The 17,432-nt window shown below is 57.8% G+C and carries 17 protein-coding genes; 9 read left to right on the forward strand and 8 right to left on the reverse strand.

Annotated elements, in window-relative coordinates:
* Positions 1–175 precede the first annotated feature (175 nt).
* Positions 176–1,675 (forward strand): APC family permease, encoded by a 1,500-nt coding sequence (locus DSD31_RS18945; RefSeq protein ID WP_004859112.1) that lies wholly within the window; start codon positions 176–178, stop codon positions 1,673–1,675.
* Positions 1,653–2,210 (forward strand): DUF3156 family protein, encoded by a 558-nt coding sequence (locus DSD31_RS18950; RefSeq protein ID WP_054829226.1) that lies wholly within the window; start codon positions 1,653–1,655, stop codon positions 2,208–2,210. Before DSD31_RS18945 ends, DSD31_RS18950 begins: the two co-directional genes overlap by 23 nt.
* 75 nt (positions 2,211–2,285) lie before the next feature.
* Here the strand turns inward: DSD31_RS18950 and DSD31_RS18955 are convergent, their stop codons facing one another.
* The 3 genes from DSD31_RS18955 to DSD31_RS18965 all read right to left on the reverse strand — a co-directional run bounded on the left by DSD31_RS18955 (position 2,286) and on the right by DSD31_RS18965 (position 5,394).
* On the reverse strand, positions 2,286–3,401 hold the full coding sequence (locus tag DSD31_RS18955) for a class II histone deacetylase (RefSeq protein WP_032716820.1): 1,116 nt from the start codon (positions 3,399–3,401) through the stop codon (positions 2,286–2,288).
* A 1-nt stretch (position 3,402) separates the two neighbouring features.
* Entirely contained in the window at positions 3,403–4,593 is a 1,191-nt protein-coding gene (locus tag DSD31_RS18960) for an MFS transporter (RefSeq protein WP_064359663.1), read from the reverse strand.
* Between the two features lie 117 nt (positions 4,594–4,710).
* A complete protein-coding gene (locus DSD31_RS18965; protein WP_004859096.1) occupies positions 4,711–5,394 on the reverse strand; it encodes a helix-turn-helix transcriptional regulator in 684 nt (227 codons plus the stop codon).
* 478 nt (positions 5,395–5,872) lie between these two features.
* Between DSD31_RS18965 and DSD31_RS18970 the strand changes: the two genes are divergently transcribed.
* The 4 genes from DSD31_RS18970 (at position 5,873) to DSD31_RS18985 (ending at position 10,549) form a co-directional block, all read left to right on the forward strand.
* Complete coding sequence (locus tag DSD31_RS18970; protein WP_004859093.1) at positions 5,873–7,060, forward strand: anaerobic sulfatase maturase; 1,188 nt, start codon at positions 5,873–5,875, stop codon at positions 7,058–7,060.
* A 76-nt stretch (positions 7,061–7,136) separates the two neighbouring features.
* Positions 7,137–8,870 (forward strand): arylsulfatase, encoded by a 1,734-nt coding sequence (locus DSD31_RS18975; protein WP_015584962.1) that lies wholly within the window; start codon positions 7,137–7,139, stop codon positions 8,868–8,870.
* 85 nt (positions 8,871–8,955) lie between these two features.
* Positions 8,956–9,732, forward strand: coding sequence for an SDR family NAD(P)-dependent oxidoreductase (locus DSD31_RS18980; RefSeq protein WP_032716816.1), 777 nt, complete (start codon positions 8,956–8,958; stop codon positions 9,730–9,732).
* 25 nt (positions 9,733–9,757) lie between these two features.
* Positions 9,758–10,549 carry a MoaF C-terminal domain-containing protein gene (locus DSD31_RS18985; RefSeq protein WP_113991251.1) on the forward strand — a complete coding sequence of 264 codons (792 nt, stop codon included), beginning with the start codon at positions 9,758–9,760 and terminating at the stop codon, positions 10,547–10,549.
* Positions 10,550–10,587: 38 nt separating this feature from the next.
* Here DSD31_RS18985 and DSD31_RS18990 read toward each other — a convergent pair whose 3' ends face one another.
* The 3 genes from DSD31_RS18990 to DSD31_RS19000 form a co-directional block, all read right to left on the reverse strand.
* A complete protein-coding gene (locus DSD31_RS18990) occupies positions 10,588–11,541 on the reverse strand; it encodes an aldo/keto reductase (RefSeq protein ID WP_113991252.1) in 954 nt (317 codons plus the stop codon).
* A gap of 132 nt (positions 11,542–11,673) precedes the next feature.
* Positions 11,674–12,450, reverse strand: coding sequence for an ABC transporter substrate-binding protein (locus tag DSD31_RS18995; protein ID WP_004859075.1), 777 nt, complete (start codon positions 12,448–12,450; stop codon positions 11,674–11,676).
* Positions 12,451–12,469: 19 nt separating this feature from the next.
* Entirely contained in the window at positions 12,470–13,648 is a 1,179-nt protein-coding gene (locus DSD31_RS19000; RefSeq protein ID WP_015584965.1) for a M20 aminoacylase family protein, read from the reverse strand.
* A 571-nt stretch (positions 13,649–14,219) separates the two neighbouring features.
* Between DSD31_RS19000 and DSD31_RS19005 the strand changes: the two genes are divergently transcribed.
* A complete protein-coding gene (locus DSD31_RS19005) occupies positions 14,220–14,810 on the forward strand; it encodes a lipid-binding SYLF domain-containing protein (protein WP_004859069.1) in 591 nt (196 codons plus the stop codon).
* 99 nt (positions 14,811–14,909) lie between these two features.
* Here the strand turns inward: DSD31_RS19005 and DSD31_RS19010 are convergent, their stop codons facing one another.
* Positions 14,910–15,425 carry an RcnB family protein gene (locus DSD31_RS19010; protein WP_004859066.1) on the reverse strand — a complete coding sequence of 172 codons (516 nt, stop codon included), beginning with the start codon at positions 15,423–15,425 and terminating at the stop codon, positions 14,910–14,912.
* Between the two features lie 50 nt (positions 15,426–15,475).
* On the opposite strand from DSD31_RS19010, the gene DSD31_RS26240 reads away from it, so the two are divergent.
* Positions 15,476–15,649, forward strand: a complete 174-nt coding sequence (locus tag DSD31_RS26240; protein ID WP_155407389.1) for a hypothetical protein — start codon at positions 15,476–15,478, stop codon at positions 15,647–15,649.
* Here DSD31_RS26240 and DSD31_RS19015 read toward each other — a convergent pair.
* The gene (locus DSD31_RS19015) at positions 15,639–16,028 is read right to left on the reverse strand and encodes a hypothetical protein (protein ID WP_015584967.1); all 390 of its coding nucleotides are present in this window, start codon (positions 16,026–16,028) and stop codon (positions 15,639–15,641) included. The genes DSD31_RS26240 and DSD31_RS19015 overlap by 11 nt on opposite strands.
* Positions 16,029–16,297: 269 nt before the next feature.
* Here DSD31_RS19015 and DSD31_RS19025 point away from each other — a divergent pair, with 269 nt between their 5' ends.
* On the forward strand, positions 16,298–17,416 hold the full coding sequence (locus DSD31_RS19025) for an ABC transporter substrate-binding protein (protein ID WP_015584968.1): 1,119 nt from the start codon (positions 16,298–16,300) through the stop codon (positions 17,414–17,416).
* Positions 17,417–17,432: the final 16 nt, after the last annotated feature.

The raw sequence follows: 17,432 nt of genomic DNA on the forward strand, positions 1-17,432 counted from the left end.
CCGGTGCCCGGCGGCGGGGATTGTATTCATGCACTGGGTCACAGATTCAACCGCCGTTCTCCACCTTCAGGACGATATTCATTGAGCCGGATGCCAACCTAAATTATGACTATCCGGAATGGCTATTCACTTCCAGCCACTCCCTGCCCTTACCTATCTTGTGCAGAGGTTGACTATGTTCAGTAAAAGACTCGCCAGCCATCTCGAACGCGGCGTCGTCGGCTTTCCTACTACCCTCGCCAGCTCCGTCGGACTGATTATGGCCAGCCCGGTGATCCTGACCGTGACCAGCGGTTTTGGGATGGGCGGCGATACCTTCGCGCTGGCGGTACTGCTGGCGTTTATCATGATGCAGGCGCAGGTCACCACCTTTGCCGAAGCGGCGACGCTAATCCCCACGACCGGCTCGGTATATGACTATATCGCCTGCGGGATGGGGCGTTTTTTCGCCATTACCGGCGCGCTGTGCGCCTATCTGATCGTGCATATTTTTGCCGGCACCGCGGAAACCATTCTGGCCGGGGTGATGGCGCTGGTGAACTTTGAGTCCATCAGCAGCCAGATGGCCGCCCATCAGAATACCTGGATGGTCGGTGTCGGAATGGTGGTGGTGTTCGGCCTGCTGAACGCCATTGGCGTCGAGATCTTCGGAAAGGTCGAAGTCGTACTGACCTTCGGGATGTGGAGCACGCTGACCATTTTCGGCCTGTGCGGAATTTTTATGGCGCCGGTGACCCATCTCTCCGGCTGGTTCGGCACGCCGCTTGATGTCAGCGATCTCTCAGGTCTGTTCGGCTATATCGGCATGGCGATGTTTATGTTCGTCGGCTGTGAACTGGTGACCCCCATGGCCCCGGAAATTAAACACGCGCACCGCACCATTCCTCGCGCGATGGCGCTCGGCCTGCTGGGCGTCGCAAGCTGCATGTTTATCTATGGTGCGGCCATTAACCGTCAGGTCGAGAACGTGGTACTGGACGCGGCGAACAACGTCCACCTGCTGGATACGCCGATGGCTATTCCGGCCTTCGCCGAACGGGTGATGGGCCACGCGGGACAGTACTGGCTGGGCGTCGGCCTGCTGCTGGCGGGCTGCGCGACCATTAATACTCTGATGGCCGCCGTACCGCGGATTATCTACGGCATGGCGCTGGATGGCGCGCTCCCGCGCTTCCTGACCTGGCTGCATCCCCGCTTCAAGACGCCGGTTATCGCCATTGCCATTGGCGTGGCGATACCCTGCCTGCACGCCTGGTATCTGAACGGCAATATCGATCGTATCGTGCCGCTGATCCTCGCCGCCGTCTGCGCCTGGGGCGTCGCCTATCTGCTGGTGACCCTTTCGGTGGTACTGCTGCGTATTCGTCGTCCGGATCTGCCTCGCGCCTACCGCTCGCCGTGGTTCCCGCTGCCGCAAATTATCTCCAGCGTCGGGATTATTATCGCCATCATCAATATCACCCCGCCGGGGATGGACAGCCGCGAAGTGCTGGTGCCATTTGGCATCATGCTCGGTCTGACCGCCGCCTATGCCCTCTTCTGGACGGTGTGCGTCCAGCGGGTCAACCCGTTCCGTCCGGTACCGGTTGAAGAGGTGGTGGAACGCGCGATTGGCAACTATGAGAAACAGAACCAAGGGGAGATGACGCCAGATGCCCTCCGTCCCCTCGTTTAGTACCCCGCTGATGAATGCGGTGCAGCGCGACCTGGCCGGCTGGAACAGCGAAAAGCTCAGCGAGCGCAGTGCGGTGCTGCACCTGAACGCCACCACCGACGTCACCTTCAGCGTTCGCCAGAAAAGGCTGTTTATGGCCAGCATTCACAGCTGCGAATTTGTCGTCGAGGGGCCGGTCACCCGGCCCGCTCAGGGTAACATTCGCGCCCATCAATCCGGCTGGCTTAAACGCCAGCCGGTGACCTTCCGGGCGGCAAAACCGGCCGCCGATCTCGCCCGTTACCTCAACCGTTTTCCGCGTTTACAGCAGACATTAAGCGAACTGGATTACCGCCGTTTCTCCTTAACCATTGATAATCAGCGCTGGCGCTGCTGCATTGAGCCGTGGGCCGCCAGCGAGGTGGTCTGCAAAATGCCGCCGCTGCGCCGCTATCTGCGTCTCGAAAAACATCAGCGGATGCTGCTGCTGAGCGTTATGAATATGCTGCATCAGGCGATCGGTCAGTGGATGGCGCAAACGGCGACAGAGAAGTGACATCAAAGAGAAGTGAAAAGTAGTCTCACACAGGAGAGCGCTTCTCCGCCTTCCTGGCGGAGAAGCGAAAGGAGATTACTTCAGCCCAAACCGGTGCGCCAGTTCGTCAATCGCCTGGCGCTGAAAGCGGGTAAAGGCCTCGCGCGGTTGCTGTTGCTGAATAAACGCCAGCAGCGGATCCTCAACCTCGGTTTTCACGCCGCTCAACGCCTCCATCACCGCCAGCCCGCAGAACGGTACATAGGATTCGGCATAGCCCCCTTCATGCACCATCACCAGCTTACCGCCGCACAGGCGATCGGCCGCCTCCTGCACCCGTTCGGTCATGGCGCGGAAACTATCGCTGTGGAGCAGCATTCGCGCCAGCGGATCCATAGCGTTGGCATCGTAACCGCAGGCGACGATAATCAGATCCGGTTCAAAACGAGCCAGCGCCGGCAGCACGATCGTTTCCAGCGCATAGCGCCAGCCGTCGTCCCCTGCGCCGGCCATCAGCGGAACATTAATGTTGTAACCTTCGCCGGCACCGGTGCCGCGATCTTCCTCTCCGGCATAGCCCGGTGGGAAACAGCCGTCCTGGTGCAGCGAGATTGTCAGCACATCGTCACGATGCAGGTAGATATGTTGCGTACCGTTGCCGTGGTGCACATCCCAGTCGAGGATCGCCACTTTACCCAGCCCGAACCGCGCCTTCGCCCGCTCCACGGCAATGGGAATGTTGGCAAGAAAACAGAAGCCCATCGATTGATCCGGCAGGCAGTGGTGGCCCGGCGGCCGCGACAGAGAGTAGGCATTATCCAGCTCGCCGCTCAGCACCGCCTCAACCGCGGCACAGGCCAGCCCGGCAGAAAGGCAGGCAATTTCATAGCTGCCCGGCCCCAGCGGCGCCTCTTTGCCCAGCAGACCGCCGCCGCTATCGCTGATCGCCTTAAAGCGCTCCAGATAATGTGCCGGGTGAATGCGGCGCAGATCCTCCTCGCCGGCGGCCGCACCGCCGCGTAGCTGAAGCTGCGCAGTCAGCCCCGCGACATCCATCAGGTTTTTCATCCGACGCTTGGTCTCCGGCGATTCCGCATGGCCGCCCCCTGCCGGAGGTTGTACCCAGCCGCCGACCGGTAGCGTCACCGCATGCAGGCCAGTACTGTGCCAGAAACAACGTTCATCAAAGAAGAAACCGGTTTTTCTTTTCACTCTATCCTCCCGTTGGCTCACTCTTCCCGGCGGACGATGCCGCCAGAATTAATCCTGCTGAGATCAGCGCGCAGCCGCCTGCCGCCGCAAGCAGCGCATCGGCGCTGGAAAAACGTTGTAGCAGCGCCCCGGCCAGCGCCGGACCGGCCGCCATTCCGCCGCCAATCACCAGATTGATGCTGTTCATCAGGCGACCGTTGTTATCCAGCCCGGCAACGCGCGCGAGAATAAAAGGCAGAACAAAGGTCCAGGTGAATTTGAACAGCAGCGCGGCCAGCGCGAAGCGCACCAGCAGCGGATGACTGACCAGCAGCACAATGCTGAGAATCAGCAGGCCGTAGCCCAGCCAGACCGGTATCCGGTCCGGGCGCCGCGTGCCGCGCAGAGCGGCGCCGCCCGCGCCGATAATGCCGCACACCGTCGCAGCCGCCAGCACCATGCCAATTTGCGCCGCGGTCAATCCCGCCGCGCTGCCGATGGTGCCGATAAAAGTCCACACCGCGCTGAGGCTTATATAAAACGTGAGGATCGCCAGCACCGCGCACAGCTTACGTCGCGGTGCGGCCGCGGGCGGCTGGCGGGAAGAGGCCGACATCGGCTGAAAGCGCTGAGGAAAGGCCGGGACCAGCGGCAGACAGCAGAGCATGATAGCGGCGAGGATCAGATACACCACCTTCAGGCCAAAGCTGGCAAACAGGGCGGGTAACACCAGCAGTCCCACCATTCCCAGCAGCAGTTGTCCCAGCACCCAGAAGGCATACACCCGGGAAGGATTGGCCGTCCCGGCCGCACAGCTGATACACAGGATCATCAGGGTGCCCCCCGCCAGCGAGGCGATGAAGCGGGCGATCAGCAGCGTTTCGTATTGACTGACCGCCGCCGAGACAAGATTGGCGACGAGAAACACCGCGCAGGCGCACAGGGCCACGCGGCGCCAGTTCAGACGACTCATCCACCACCATGCGGGCAGCGTCGCAAGGCTCATGGCGCCGAGTTCGGCGGAGAAAAGATAGCCAATCTCTGCCGGCGTCAGCTGCCATTCGCTGGCCAACTGCGCCGCGACCGCTGGCGCGGTCATCAGAATCCCCGGCGCAACGGCAGCGAAAATGACGATGGCCGCCAGCAGGCGGGCGGTGAAAACCAGCCCGGACGGCTGGGATAACAGCTTTTCGGCAACAGGCGTACTCGACATCGTGGTGCGTGCTCCAGTCAAAAAAGTCTCCCCCCGGGCAGCAGTCCAGGGAGTGATACCGTCAGGCATCAGGAAAACGCCGCGGTCGGCGGCGCGCGCGGGATGCGATGAGTCAGATTACAGATGCAGCGTGCGCTGAGCGGATGGCATCCAGGTTCGGGAAACGAGCTCGGTACGATTGACCACTTCGGTCTTGGCAAAAATATTGCGTAGGTGGGTCTTCACCGTGGAGAGAGAAATATCCAGCTGACGAGCAATCAACTTATTACTGGCCCCTTCGCGGACCATGCCAACAATTTCACGCTCTTTCGCCGTCAGCATCGCCGGCAGGTCTTCCTCTTCCTGGAGACAATCGTGGATGGCCAGCTCCACCAGCGGCAGCACCGCCTGGGCGCGCAGACGCTCTTCGCTGGAGAAAGCGACGTCGCGCATTAAGGAGATACCGGCAATAATCCGTCGGTCGCGGCGAATAAACACTTCGGTCATGTCGCGAACATTATTCGGCAACATAAACTCATGATAGTAATGACGGTTACGGTCACAGAGGCCTGGCGTCATCGCCGCCATGGTAATTGCCTGATGGCTAAAGCGGGACGGCAGCAGCGGATCTAACGGCTGAAAACACTCCAGATATTGCTGGTGCGTATTCGCAGAAATATTATGCAAAATATAGTGTTCTGGTTTTAAACGATGATTGACCCGATAAAACACCGCCGACGACAGTGGAATTAACTGTGAAATAGTCTGTAAACAACGGGCAATTATCGCATCATTACGACTGGCTTTTAATAAAGCAGACATGATCCCCTCCCGTCGAGGTGAAAGTGCGTTAAACGCGGATGACCAACGATACAAGAAGCATACATTTCACATTTAAGTAACACAATCATTAACATATTAACAATGTGATATTGGTTGCAAAATTTTATTTAACACACTGTTATTTAAAATATTATTATTGCGCATAGCGTTGTGTTATCGACCTAATATTAAAACATAAACAAAAGTTATTAACTTTATCCCCTGGCGCCGCGCGCTTCACATTCTCACGCTTTTCAGCGCCGAACTCGTCCTTTAGAACGATAGTCTTTTTCAACGACTCCTCTATACCTGATAAATAACACTCAGGTCATTTTCATCAGGCGCTTAACTCTGCAGGGAAGCGTAGGTTTTTCTGCTGCCCAAACAGAACCGCAGGCCGAAAAAATTAACCGGAGACGGAGTGCTGCCCCGCGCCAGAATGGCAAATAAAATAACTTAACCGGACAGGATCAAAACGATGCTGAATATCGCCGCACTACGCCAGCAGCAAATTCCGCTGGCTATGGAGCCTCGGGCAACGGTGCCCTTTCATCTTTTGATCAAACCCATTGGCCCGGCCTGCAACCTTGCCTGCCGTTACTGTTATTACCCACAGGGCGATACCCCGGTGCGGAAAATGGACGATGCGACGCTGGAGTCGTTTATCCGCCGCTATATTGCCGCCCAACCGGCCGGGGCCCGGGAGATTAATTTCGTCTGGCAAGGCGGCGAACCGCTGCTGGCCGGACTGCGGTTTTATCAGAAGGCGCTGGCGCTGCAGCAGCGCTATGCCCCCGCGGGCGTCACCATCAGCAACAGCCTGCAAACCAACGCCACGCTCATCAACGATGCGTGGTGCCGCCTGTTCCGGGAACATCACTTCACGGTCGGCGTCAGTCTGGAAGGCAGTGAAACACTGCAAAACCACCATCGTCCGGATAAACGCGGCCAGGCCAGCTACCCGGCGGCGCTGCGCGGCATCGCTCTGCTGCACCGGCATCAGGTGGAATTTAATTTACTGGTGGTGGTCCACGACGAGATGACCCGGCACGCGGCCTCCATTTACGACCATATTGTCAGTCTTGGCGCCCGCTACCTGCAGTTTCAGCCGCTGATGAGCGAAGGCGATGCCCTGGCGCAGGGCTACCGGCTCAGCGCCGATAACTGGGGGCGCTTTATGGTCGCTATCTGGCGCCAGTGGCGTAAGCGCGACGATATCGGGCGGGTTTTTGTGATGAATATTGAGCAGGCGTGGGGGCAATATTTTAGCCATACCAGCGCCACCTGCGTCCATGCCGCTCGCTGCGGCAGCAACCTGGTGATGGAGCCCGACGGCCGGCTCTACGCCTGCGATCACCTGATTAACGACCGGCATCATCTTGGCCAGCTCGACGACCGCCCGCTGGCTCAGGCGGTGGAGAGCGCGACCCGCCTGCCCTTCGGCAGCGAAAAAAGCCGACGCCGGGAGTGTCAGCAGTGCGCGGTAAAAATAGTCTGCCAGGGCGGCTGTCCGGCCCATCTTAACGACGCCGGCTACAACCGGCTGTGCGCCGGCTACTTCCATTTTTTTAGCGAAATTCTTGCTCCGCTGCGCCCCTACTCCCGCGATCTGAACGGCCTGCGCGCCTGGCGCGCCCGCTTTATCGACAGTCGGGTGACGCGCTAACCGACATTTTTCCATGGTCGCGCCGCCTTCATCTTCGGGCGCGATGAATCCCCGATCCTGAACAGGAGACCCGGTAGTGAAGAAAAAAACAGTGGCCGCCGCGCTGAGCATGATCCTCTCCGGCGCAGCGCACAGCGCGCAAACCGAGCGCCCCAACATCATCGTGATTATCGCCGACGATATGGGGTATTCCGATATCAGCCCCTTCGGCGGTGAAATCCCGACGCCTAACCTGCAGGCGATGGCCGAACAGGGCGTGCGCATGAGCCAGTACTACACGTCGCCGATGTCAGCCCCTGCCCGTTCGATGCTGTTGACCGGGAATACTAACCAGCAGGCCGGCATGGGCGGAATGTGGTGGTATGACAGCACCCTTGGCAAAGAGGGGTATGAACTGCGCCTCACCGATCGCGTCACTACCATGGCCGAACGATTTAAAGATGCCGGCTATAACACGCTGATGACCGGGAAATGGCACCTCGGCTTTGTACCCGGCGCCACGCCAAACGATCGGGGCTTTCGCCACTCGTTCGCCTTTATGGGCGGCGGCACCAGCCATTTTGACGATGCGATACCGCTGGGTACCGTCGAAGCCTTCCACACCTACTACACCCGCGACGGCCAGCGGGTTTCGCTCCCCGCCGACTTTTACTCCAGCGAGGCCTACGCCGCCCAGATGAACCAGTGGATCAAAGAAACGCCGTCGGAACAGCCGGTTTTTGCCTGGCTGGCCTTTACCGCCCCCCACGACCCGCTGCAGGCGCCGGATGAATGGATTTCCCGTTTTAAAGGTCAGTACGAGCAGGGCTATGGCGAAGTTTATCGCCAGCGAATTGCCCGTCTGAAGGCGTCAGGTATTCTCCATGACGACACGCCGCTTCCTGGGCTGGATCTCGATAAAGAGTGGGCGGCACTGACGCCGGAGCAGCAAAAATACACCGCGAAAGTGATGCAGGTATACGCCGCGATGATTGCCAACATGGATGCGCAGATCGGTACGGTGATGGAAACGCTGAAGCAAACCGGGCGGGATAAAAATACGCTGCTGATCTTTTTAACCGATAACGGCGCTAACCCGGCAGAAGGCTTTTACTACGAATCAGAACCCGCGTTCTGGAAGCAGTTCGACAATCGCTACGAGAATATTGGCCGCAAAGGTTCGTTCGTCTCCTATGGCCCGCACTGGGCGAACGTCAGCAACGCCCCTTACGCGCGCTACCACAAAACCACCAGCGGCCAGGGCGGCATCAATACCGACTTTATGATTGCCGGGCCCGGGATTGTCCATAGCGGCAAAATCGACGCCACCACCATGGCGGTGTATGACGTCGCGCCCACCCTCTATGAGTTCGCCGGTATCGATGCCACGAAAGCGCTGGCGAAAAAACCGGTCCTGCCGATGGTCGGCGTCAGCTTTAAACGCTATCTGACCGGCGAAAGCTTACAACCGCCGCGCTCCCGCTACGGCGTCGAGCTGCATAACCAGGCGGCCTGGATTGACGGTGACTGGAAGCTTCGGCGGCTGGTAAAAACCTTCCCGCAGGCGGGCGACGCGCCGTGGGGGCTGTTCAATCTTAAGCAGGACCCGCTGGAAACCCATGATGTCGCCGCACAATATCCGCAGCGGGTGCAGACCATGAGTCAGGATTACGCGGCGTTTGCCGGTCGCACCATGGTGGTTCACGCCGACGGCAAAGCCATCGACTATGTCGGCATCGACGCGAAAACCGGTCGCTACCTCGCGGTGGATCCTCAGACCATGAAACCCGTTGCGGCGCCACAGGCGATACCGGCGCCGCAGCACGATTGATTCATCCGGCGATCGTTCTTTCGGGCGATAGCCGGGAGCATATCCCCTTTCTAAGGTACAAAGCAGGCGTGTTGGGAGAGAAACGATGAGTAGAGTGGTAGTGATTACTGGCGGTGGCACCGGGATTGGCGCCGCCTGTGCACGACTGATGGCGGCGGCGGGCGAGACGGTGTTCATTACCGGCCGCCGTCTTGCCCCTTTGCAGGCGCTGGCGGAAGAGACCGGCGCGCTGGCGCTGGCGGGCGATGCCGCCAGCGGCGATGAGTGGCAGGCTCATCTGCTGCCGACGATTCTCGAACGCGCGGGCCATATCGACGTTTTAATCTGTAGCGCGGGCGGCATGGGCAACGGCGCCGTCGTGGAGACCAGCGACCGGCAGTGGCGTGCGGCGCTGGAGAGCAATCTCAACAGCGCGTTTGCCAGCGTCCGCGCCTGCCTGCCATCGCTGATTGCCCGACGCGGCAACGTGCTGTTTGTCGCCTCGATCGCCTCCCTCGCCGCCGGACCGCAGGCCTGCGGCTACGTCACCGCCAAACATGCAGTGATGGGCCTGATGCGTTCAGTCGCGCGGGACTATGGCCCGCAAGGCGTACGCGCCAACGCCATTTGCCCCGGCTGGGTGACTACGCCGATGGCCGATGAGGAGATGCAGCCGCTGATGGACGCGCAGGGGATCAGCCTTGAGCAGGCCTATCAGCAGGTGTGTCGCGACGTCCCGCTGCGCCGCCCGGCCAGCGCGCAGGAGATTGCGCTCGCCTGCCAGTTCCTCTGTTCCCCGCAGGCGTCGATTATCAGCGGTGCGACGCTGGTTGCCGACGGCGGCGCCAGTGCGGTTGATGTCCCGACGCTGGCATTTGCTTAACGTTCTTACACAACAAGGATCTCACATGACTTCAGAAGCCGTATTTATTCAGGTCGGCGCGCTTGCGGACGGCTTTGCGCCTCACGGCAACGTGCTGCCGGTTTCCTCTTTGCCCGGCGGAAAGCCACTGACCTTTTATTTGGCCGACGGCGCCAGTCATCAGCTGACGATGGCCGATGACCACGCCCTGCTCTGGGACGGGCAGCCCGTTTCCGGGCGCGTGACCGCCATTCGCCCCGATGTACTGTTTATCGATTTTCTCGATCCCGGCAAGGAGAACGCCAGCATCAGCGCGGTGTGCAACCTGACGCAAAATAACGCTACCCTGGTCTACGGTCAGCTGCCGACGGAGCAGGCCGCGCGCCTCGATGCGTTCAGCCGCGTCGAGCAGGGGCTGCCGCTGACGGCAGTCGAAGCCCGCTTCCATTTTGCCCGACTGAACCGCGAGCCGGGACCGCTACCGACCTTCACCCGCGCGCTGGTGGGAATGCGTAACCAGTACACCTACAGCCCGACCGAACGCTACGAGCATATTTATCTCAACGATAACTTCTATGCCTGGCAGTGTCTGGAGGGTGTGGAGAAAGGTCTGGCGGATGTCGATCGCTGTCACTATGTGCAGGTGGCGGACGATCTGACGCTGTTCGTCTGGCGCGAGAAAATCATTCCGACGCTGGGCGTGATCCTTATCGATCTGCAGCAGATGCGCACCGACGGCAAGATTCTCGGCTATCAGGGAAGTGATTTTGCCGCGCTGAGCAATTTCCCGGTCGGGGCCAGCGCGCAGATTCTGAATGTGACGAACCATTCTTCCTGAGCGTAGCGCCGGAGCCTGGCGGCTCCGGCACGTCGTCGTCAGGCGCTGGCAATCTCCAGCCGCGCCAGCTGGGCGGCATTCAGCGTCAGCTGAGCGGCACGAGCAAAGCTCTCGACCTGAGCCACGCTGGTGGCGCTGGCAATCGGCGCGGTCACCCCTTCCCGGCCCATCAGCCAGGCCAGCGCCACTTCGCCAGGTTTGGCATGATGCTGGGCGGCAACCTCTTCCAGGGTATCGATAATCCGCATTCCGCGCGGATTAAGGTATTTCCCGATGCCGCTGCCGCGCTGGCTTTGCGCCAGATCGGCCTGTTGACGGTATTTACCGGTCAGGAAGCCGGAGGCGAGGCTGTAGTAGGTGACGACGCCTATTTCCCGGCTGATGCACAGGTCGCACAGCGCCCCCTCAAAAGCGGAGCGGTGATAGAGGTTGTATTCCGGTTGCAGCACCTGCCAGGCCGGCAGCCCCTCTTTCCGCGCCACTTCCAGCGCCGCGGAAAGCTGCTGGGCATCCAGGTTAGAAGCCCCCGTCGCGCGAATTTTCCCCGCCTGCTGCAGCGCGTGAAAAGCGCTCAACGTCTCGGCAATGGGGGTTTCCGGGTCCGGCCAGTGGGCAAAATAGAGATCGATATAATCGGTGTTCAGACGGCGCAGCGAGTTTTCCACGGCCAGCTGGATCCAGGCTTTCTTCAGCCCTTTTTGCCCGGGCAGCCCTAAATCAGAGCCCACTTTGGTGAAGATTTTTACCTTATCACGCATCCCCGGACGCGCCTGCAGCCAGCGGCCAATCAGGGTTTCCGACTCGCCACCCTGGTTGCCATCCGCCCAGCGGGAGTAGACATCAGCGGTATCAATGGCGTCAAAGCCGTGGTCGACAAAAGCATCAAGAATGGCAAAACTGGTTTTTTCATCGCAGGTCCAGCCAAACACGTTGCCGCCGAAGACCAGCGGCGCGATGGAAAATCCGGTTTTGCCCAATGGACGTGTATTCATGCCGTTCACTCCTTATCGCTTATATTCTGCATCCTTCGCCAGGCCGCAAGGGGCGGGAAAGAACTATGAGTGGAGAGTCAGAAAAGGAATCTTGCGGCGGGCCCATCCGTGCCCGCCGGACGCATCACAACATTATGTCCCGGAATAGACGTCAAAGCTAAAATATTTACCCGACAGTTTTTTATAGGTTCCGTCGGCAAGAATCTGCGCGATCGCGCGGTTAATTTCCTGACGCAGCGCGTCGTCCTCTTTACGCAGGCCAATCGCAGCGCCGGCGCCAAACAGCTTATCGTCCTGCAAATGACCGCCAACAAAGGCGAAATCTTTGCCCTGCGGCTGCTGCAGGAAGCTGTAGTCCGCCATCATTCCGGAGAGCACCGCGCCATCAATACGCCCGGACTCCAGATCCCGCACGACGCTGTCAGCGCCCTGATAGGCCACGATATTAATTCCCGCCGGACGCCAGTGCTGGTTGACGTAAGTCTCCTGCGCTGAGCCCTGCTCCACGCCGATCGTTTTGCCTTTGAGCTGCTCCGGCGTATTGCCGGTCAGCGTATTTTTACGCGCCACGAGGAACACCGGGCCGTTATATAGCTTGTCGCTAAAGCCAATCTGCTCTTTGCGTTTCTCGGTCATATACATGCCGGAGAGAATCGCGTCGAATTTACGCGCCTTCAGCGCCGGAATAATGCCGTCGAAGTTGCTTTCCACCCACACGCATTTCGCCTGCAGCTGCTGGCAGATGGCGTTGCCTAAATCAATATCGAAACCCGCCAGTTTGCCCTGCGGGTCTTTCCATTCAAACGGCGCAAAAGTGGGATCGACGCCAAAACGAATTTCTTTTTGTTCTGCGGCCAGCGTCGATGCGGATGCCATCAGCGCGACCCACAGCAGTAGTGATTTTTTCATTATTTACGAGCTCCAGAGATCAACGGCAGTGTGTTTCAACTAACCGGGCGAAAAACGACGCCCCGGTGGTAATAATGTCATCGTTAAAGTCATAGCCAGGGTTATGCACCATGCAGCCGCCTTTATCGCCCTTCTCGCCGTTACCCAGCAGGAAATAGCAGCCCGGACGCGCCTGCAGCATAAAGGCAAAATCTTCGCTGGCATTCATCGGCGAAATGGATTCCAGCACCTGTTCGCTGCCAAAGAGTTCCGTCGCTAATGCTTTGGCGAACGCGGTCTCCTCCACGCTATTGGTCAGCACCGGGTAGGAGTCGTAGACCTCAATCTCGCTGGTCGCTCCGTAGCTTTTGGCGGTAAATTCGGTGATGTCGTGAATCCGTTTAATCAGCAGGTCGCGTACCTCCTGCTTCATCGCCCGCACGGTCAGTTCCATCACCGCGCTTTCCGGGATCACGTTGGAGGCGATGCCCGACTGGAAGGTGCCGACGGTGACAACGGCGGTTTCCCCCGGCGGCACGTTACGCGCGACGATACTTTGCAGGGCCATCACCAGCGCCGAGCCGGCGAGAATGGGATCGACCGCGCGCTCCGGATGGGCGCCGTGGCCGCCGTAGCCGTGAATGGTTATCTTGACGGTATCCGCCGACGCCATAAAGTTGCCGGCGTAGAAGCCCAGCTTGCCGACCGGCAGTCCCGGCATATTGTGCAGCGCAAACACGCAATCGCAGGGGAAGCGTTCAAACAACCCGTCTTTTATCATCAGGTCTGCGCCGCCAATCGCCTCTTCCGCTGGCTGGAAAATCACATGCACCGTGCCGTTAAACTGGCAGGCCGGCGAGGCAATATATTTTGCCGCCGCCAGCAGAATAGTGGTGTGACCGTCGTGGCCGCAGGCGTGCATTTTCCCTGGTACGGTGCTGGCCCAGGGTAATTCCGTGGTTTCAAAAATCGGCAGTGCGTCCATATCGGCGCGCAGCCCGATCGTGCGCGATGAATGCCCTTTCGTAAGCGACCCTACCAGCCCGGTTTTCCCCAGCTCGCGGGTCACCGCATAACCCCACTCCGCCAGTTTTTTCGCCACCAGCTCGCTGGTATTAAACTCTTCCAGACTTAATTCCGGATGGGCATGTAAATAATGACGGATCGCAATCATCTCTTCTTCAGCTGCTTTAATTTCTGGAATCACAAAATTGCTCATGCCGGTCTCCGGGAAATAAGAAATAGATATTCTGATTCATTCAGGCTTCAGGTAAACGGTTGTCGAAAAGTGGGATGCCAGAACCCCAAAACGTGAAGTATGAAGAATAATCTCAGACTCAATAACTTATCTGGATAAGCGTTTAATGCAAGCAAGATTTCTGATTTCCGGCGTGCGCTTCATCTCATTTACTAATGATTATTCAGCAAGTTACCGGCAATGCGAAAAAGAGTAAGGCGTTCAACAGAATGTAAAAAAGGCCAGCAAAACCATGCTAATAAACCTTATTTTAATAGTGATATAGCCCACAAATAAGGCAAAATTTAAATATAAACTTTTAATTATTGGATTGTTAACGAGTTTTTATTCTACGATCGCCACGCTTAAATCAGCGTATTAAATACCCGCATTTCCTCAGGAGGCGCCATGTTGCGGGCAGCGAGCATGCCGATAGCGCAGGCAGCGAAATCACCACGACATACCTGAAGATGATTCACGACGCCTCCTCCGGAACCAACGGAAAAATAAACGCGCGCCATAAGATGGACGCAGAATAGCGTAGAACTCAAATATGAAATATCAGGCTCTTTTCCTGGCGTCAGCGCTGGCGCTGGCAGGCTGTAGCGCCCAGGGTGATACCGCCAGCCAGCAGCGCGCCAGTATTCAAAAAATACGCAGCGAAACGCTGAGCAAACTCTATTCTCTCTACCCGGAAGCCCGTAGCGATATCCAGCACGCCGATGGCTATGCCGTATTTGCCAGCAACAGCAGCAAAATTCTGGTATTAGGATTTGGCAGCGGTTACGGCGTGGTTAAAGATCTCCGCACCGGCAAAGATACCTATATGAAAATGGCTCAGGGCGGCGCCGGGCTGGGGATGGGCGTGAAGCAGCAGCGCACCGTACTGGTGTTCCACGATAAAGCGGCACTCCACACCTTTATTACCCAGGGCTATATGGTCGGCGCAGACGCGAATGCCGCGGCGAAATATGATGATAAAGGTGTCGCGCCGGTCGCCGCGTCGGCAAGCGGCGTCGCAAAGGATACCTCTTCGCTGCCGTCGAAAGTGAACGTTTATGAAATTACCGAGAAAGGGCTGGCCGCTCAGGCGATGCTCAACGGCTATAAGTACTGGCCGGATGAGGCGTTGAATAAAAGATAGATTGCACGGGATAACAGGTCACCCGGCGGTAATCCCCTCTCCCTGAACGGGAGAGGGTTTGCCCGAGGGCGGATTCGCCCCTGCAGCATCGGTGCGAAATTAATGCGAAAGGACGCCGTTCACCAGAATAGACGTAATGATGCCGGTGGCCGCCGCAATCAGGACATAGTTGCCGTTAATATACGACCAGTGCTGCCCCTGCGGAGGCGGCGGCAGGCCGCGATCGTTCCAGTTGCTGACCCGATAATCATTCCCGCGATAACGCTCCGGCGCAGGTTGCCCCTTACGGAAGTCATGCCCGTTCCACGCAAAGTGGTCTTGTTCATGACGTTCCTGATGCGACTTCCCTTGTGCATGATTATTGCCGCGATTGTCGCCGGGGTTGTGACGATCCGAGCCGCGATTATCCGCGCCCTGACGATGGCTGTCGCCGTTGCCCTGAGGACCATTATTACCCGGTCCCTGCTGACGATTGCCGTCCGGACTACCGTGCCCAGAGCCGTTTTGCCACACCTGCTGTTGGCCTGGGTTACCGTTGCCGTTCGGGCCGTCGGCCCAGGCTAACGAGCTTAATGCGCAGGACAACATAACGGCCAGAGAAATCATTTTTTTCATTGTACACCTCCTGATATGCCTCCTTTTTACCGCCGGAATGTGGAGAAAGAGTGAGTATCAGGATATCCAGGACAATTCCTGGCATTATCGTTCGCTATCAACGCCGCGAGGGGCGTCGCCGCGACGTCATCACCGTCGCTGCCGATGAGGGGCAAAAAGAGGGGCAAAAAAAAGGCCGCTTTCGCGACCTTATTTTATGCAACGCTACCGGAATTATTCGGTGACTTTATTTTTCAGCTCTTCCGCACCCTGCTTGGTTTTATCCCAGCCTTTTTCGGTGGCGGCTTTAGTCTTATTCCAGCCTTTTTCCGTCCCTTCTTTGGTCTTATCCCAACCCTTCTCCGTCCCTTCTTTGGTCTTATTCCAGGTTTTTTGAGCACCTTCGCTCACCTGGCTGCCGACGCTGTCGCTTTTACCTTGCGCCGCGTGTTCGGCTTTCAGCTTCTGCTCTTCGCCCTCGTTCTGGGCCTGGTGCAGTTTTTCTTTCGCCGTATTCGCCCCTTCATGGGCCGCCGCGACGGTATCATCAGTTGCGTGTGTTGTCGCAGCAAAAACAGGGGCTGCTACCAGAATCGCAGATAACGCAATCATTGCTTTTTTCATCATTTCCTCTCTAACGTGCTTAATGTTATGAGTCATCAACAGCATGGCATAACATTCCGGTCATGACTTTAGGGATAGTTCTTAAAACCAGCGCCGTCTATTTTTCCCATTTTTCAGTCTTACCACCACGCTATTCAGGATGCACCAGCAAATTCCAGTAAGTTGTTACATTTTATGAAAATGCTTTTTCATATACCTGCCGTTTATTTTTATACGCGAATAATTATCAAAATCATTATATTTATAAATATGCAAACGGAACTCAAATTATGGCAAGAAAATCAGTAAGTTCACTCATTCTTACTGCCTTAATCTCGATCCCCGCGCTTAGCTACGCGACGCAATATCCCCTCACGGTTACCGACCTCGATGGCCGTCAGATAACGCTCCAGCATGAACCCCAGCGCATCATCCTGCAGGATGGACGGGATCTCATGTCGCTGGCGCTGCTGGATCGGGACAACCCGTTTCAACGCGTTGTGGCCTGGAACAACCTGGCGAAAAAGCAGGACGTGGCGACCTGGAAAATGCTGCAGCAGAAGTGGCCGCAGTCAGCAGCCATTCTTGATATGGGCTTTAGCGACAAAGGCAACGTTGACCTGGAAAGCGTCCTCTCCCGCCAGCCCGATCTGATGATTGCACAGCTGCGCGCAAAGCCGGCGCTGACCGAAAGCGGGGTGATCGGCAAACTTACCGCACTGAAGATTCCGGTGTTATTTGTCGATTATGAAGTCAATCCTTCCCGCGATACCGCCCCCAGCATCGACCTGTTAGGTCAGGTGCTTAACCGTGAGAGCAACGCCAAAGCTTATACCGATTTCTACCGCCGGCACCTGCACGCTATCGAGCAGCAAACGGCCACAATCACCCCAAAAGCCACGGTTTTCGTCGAAGCGCTGGCCGGCAATAGCGACGCCTGCTGCTTTACCCACGGGCACAGCGGTTGGGGCGGATTAGTGGAAGCCGTCGGCGCCACTAATGTTGGCTCCCAGCTGCTTCCCGGCGCCTCCGGATTTGTATCGCTGGAAAAAATTATCAGCATGAAGCCCGATGCCTACATCATGACAGGTTCGAAGCGCGGCAACAGCCAGGTACTGCCGCTAGGCTACCAGGTCAGCCAGCAGGAGGTTAATGCCCAGGGTGAAGCGCTGCTGGCGAGAACCGGCGTCAGCGATATCCCGGCGGTAAAAGCGAAGCGGGCCTACGGGGTTTACCACCATTTCTATAACCATCCGTGGAATATCGTCGGCATGGAGTACCTGGCAAAAGATATCTACCCGCGGGCGTTCACTACCCTGAATCCCGATGAGACGTACCACGACATCGTGCGTCGCTTTACCTCCCTGCCAGACCTGCCGTTCGTTTTTTCCTGGAAACAAGGTGAGTAACCCGCATGAGTTCGAC

It is taken from the genome of Klebsiella sp. X13, assembly GCF_003323835.1.
Classification (GTDB): Bacteria; Pseudomonadota; Gammaproteobacteria; order Enterobacterales; family Enterobacteriaceae; genus Klebsiella; species Klebsiella ornithinolytica.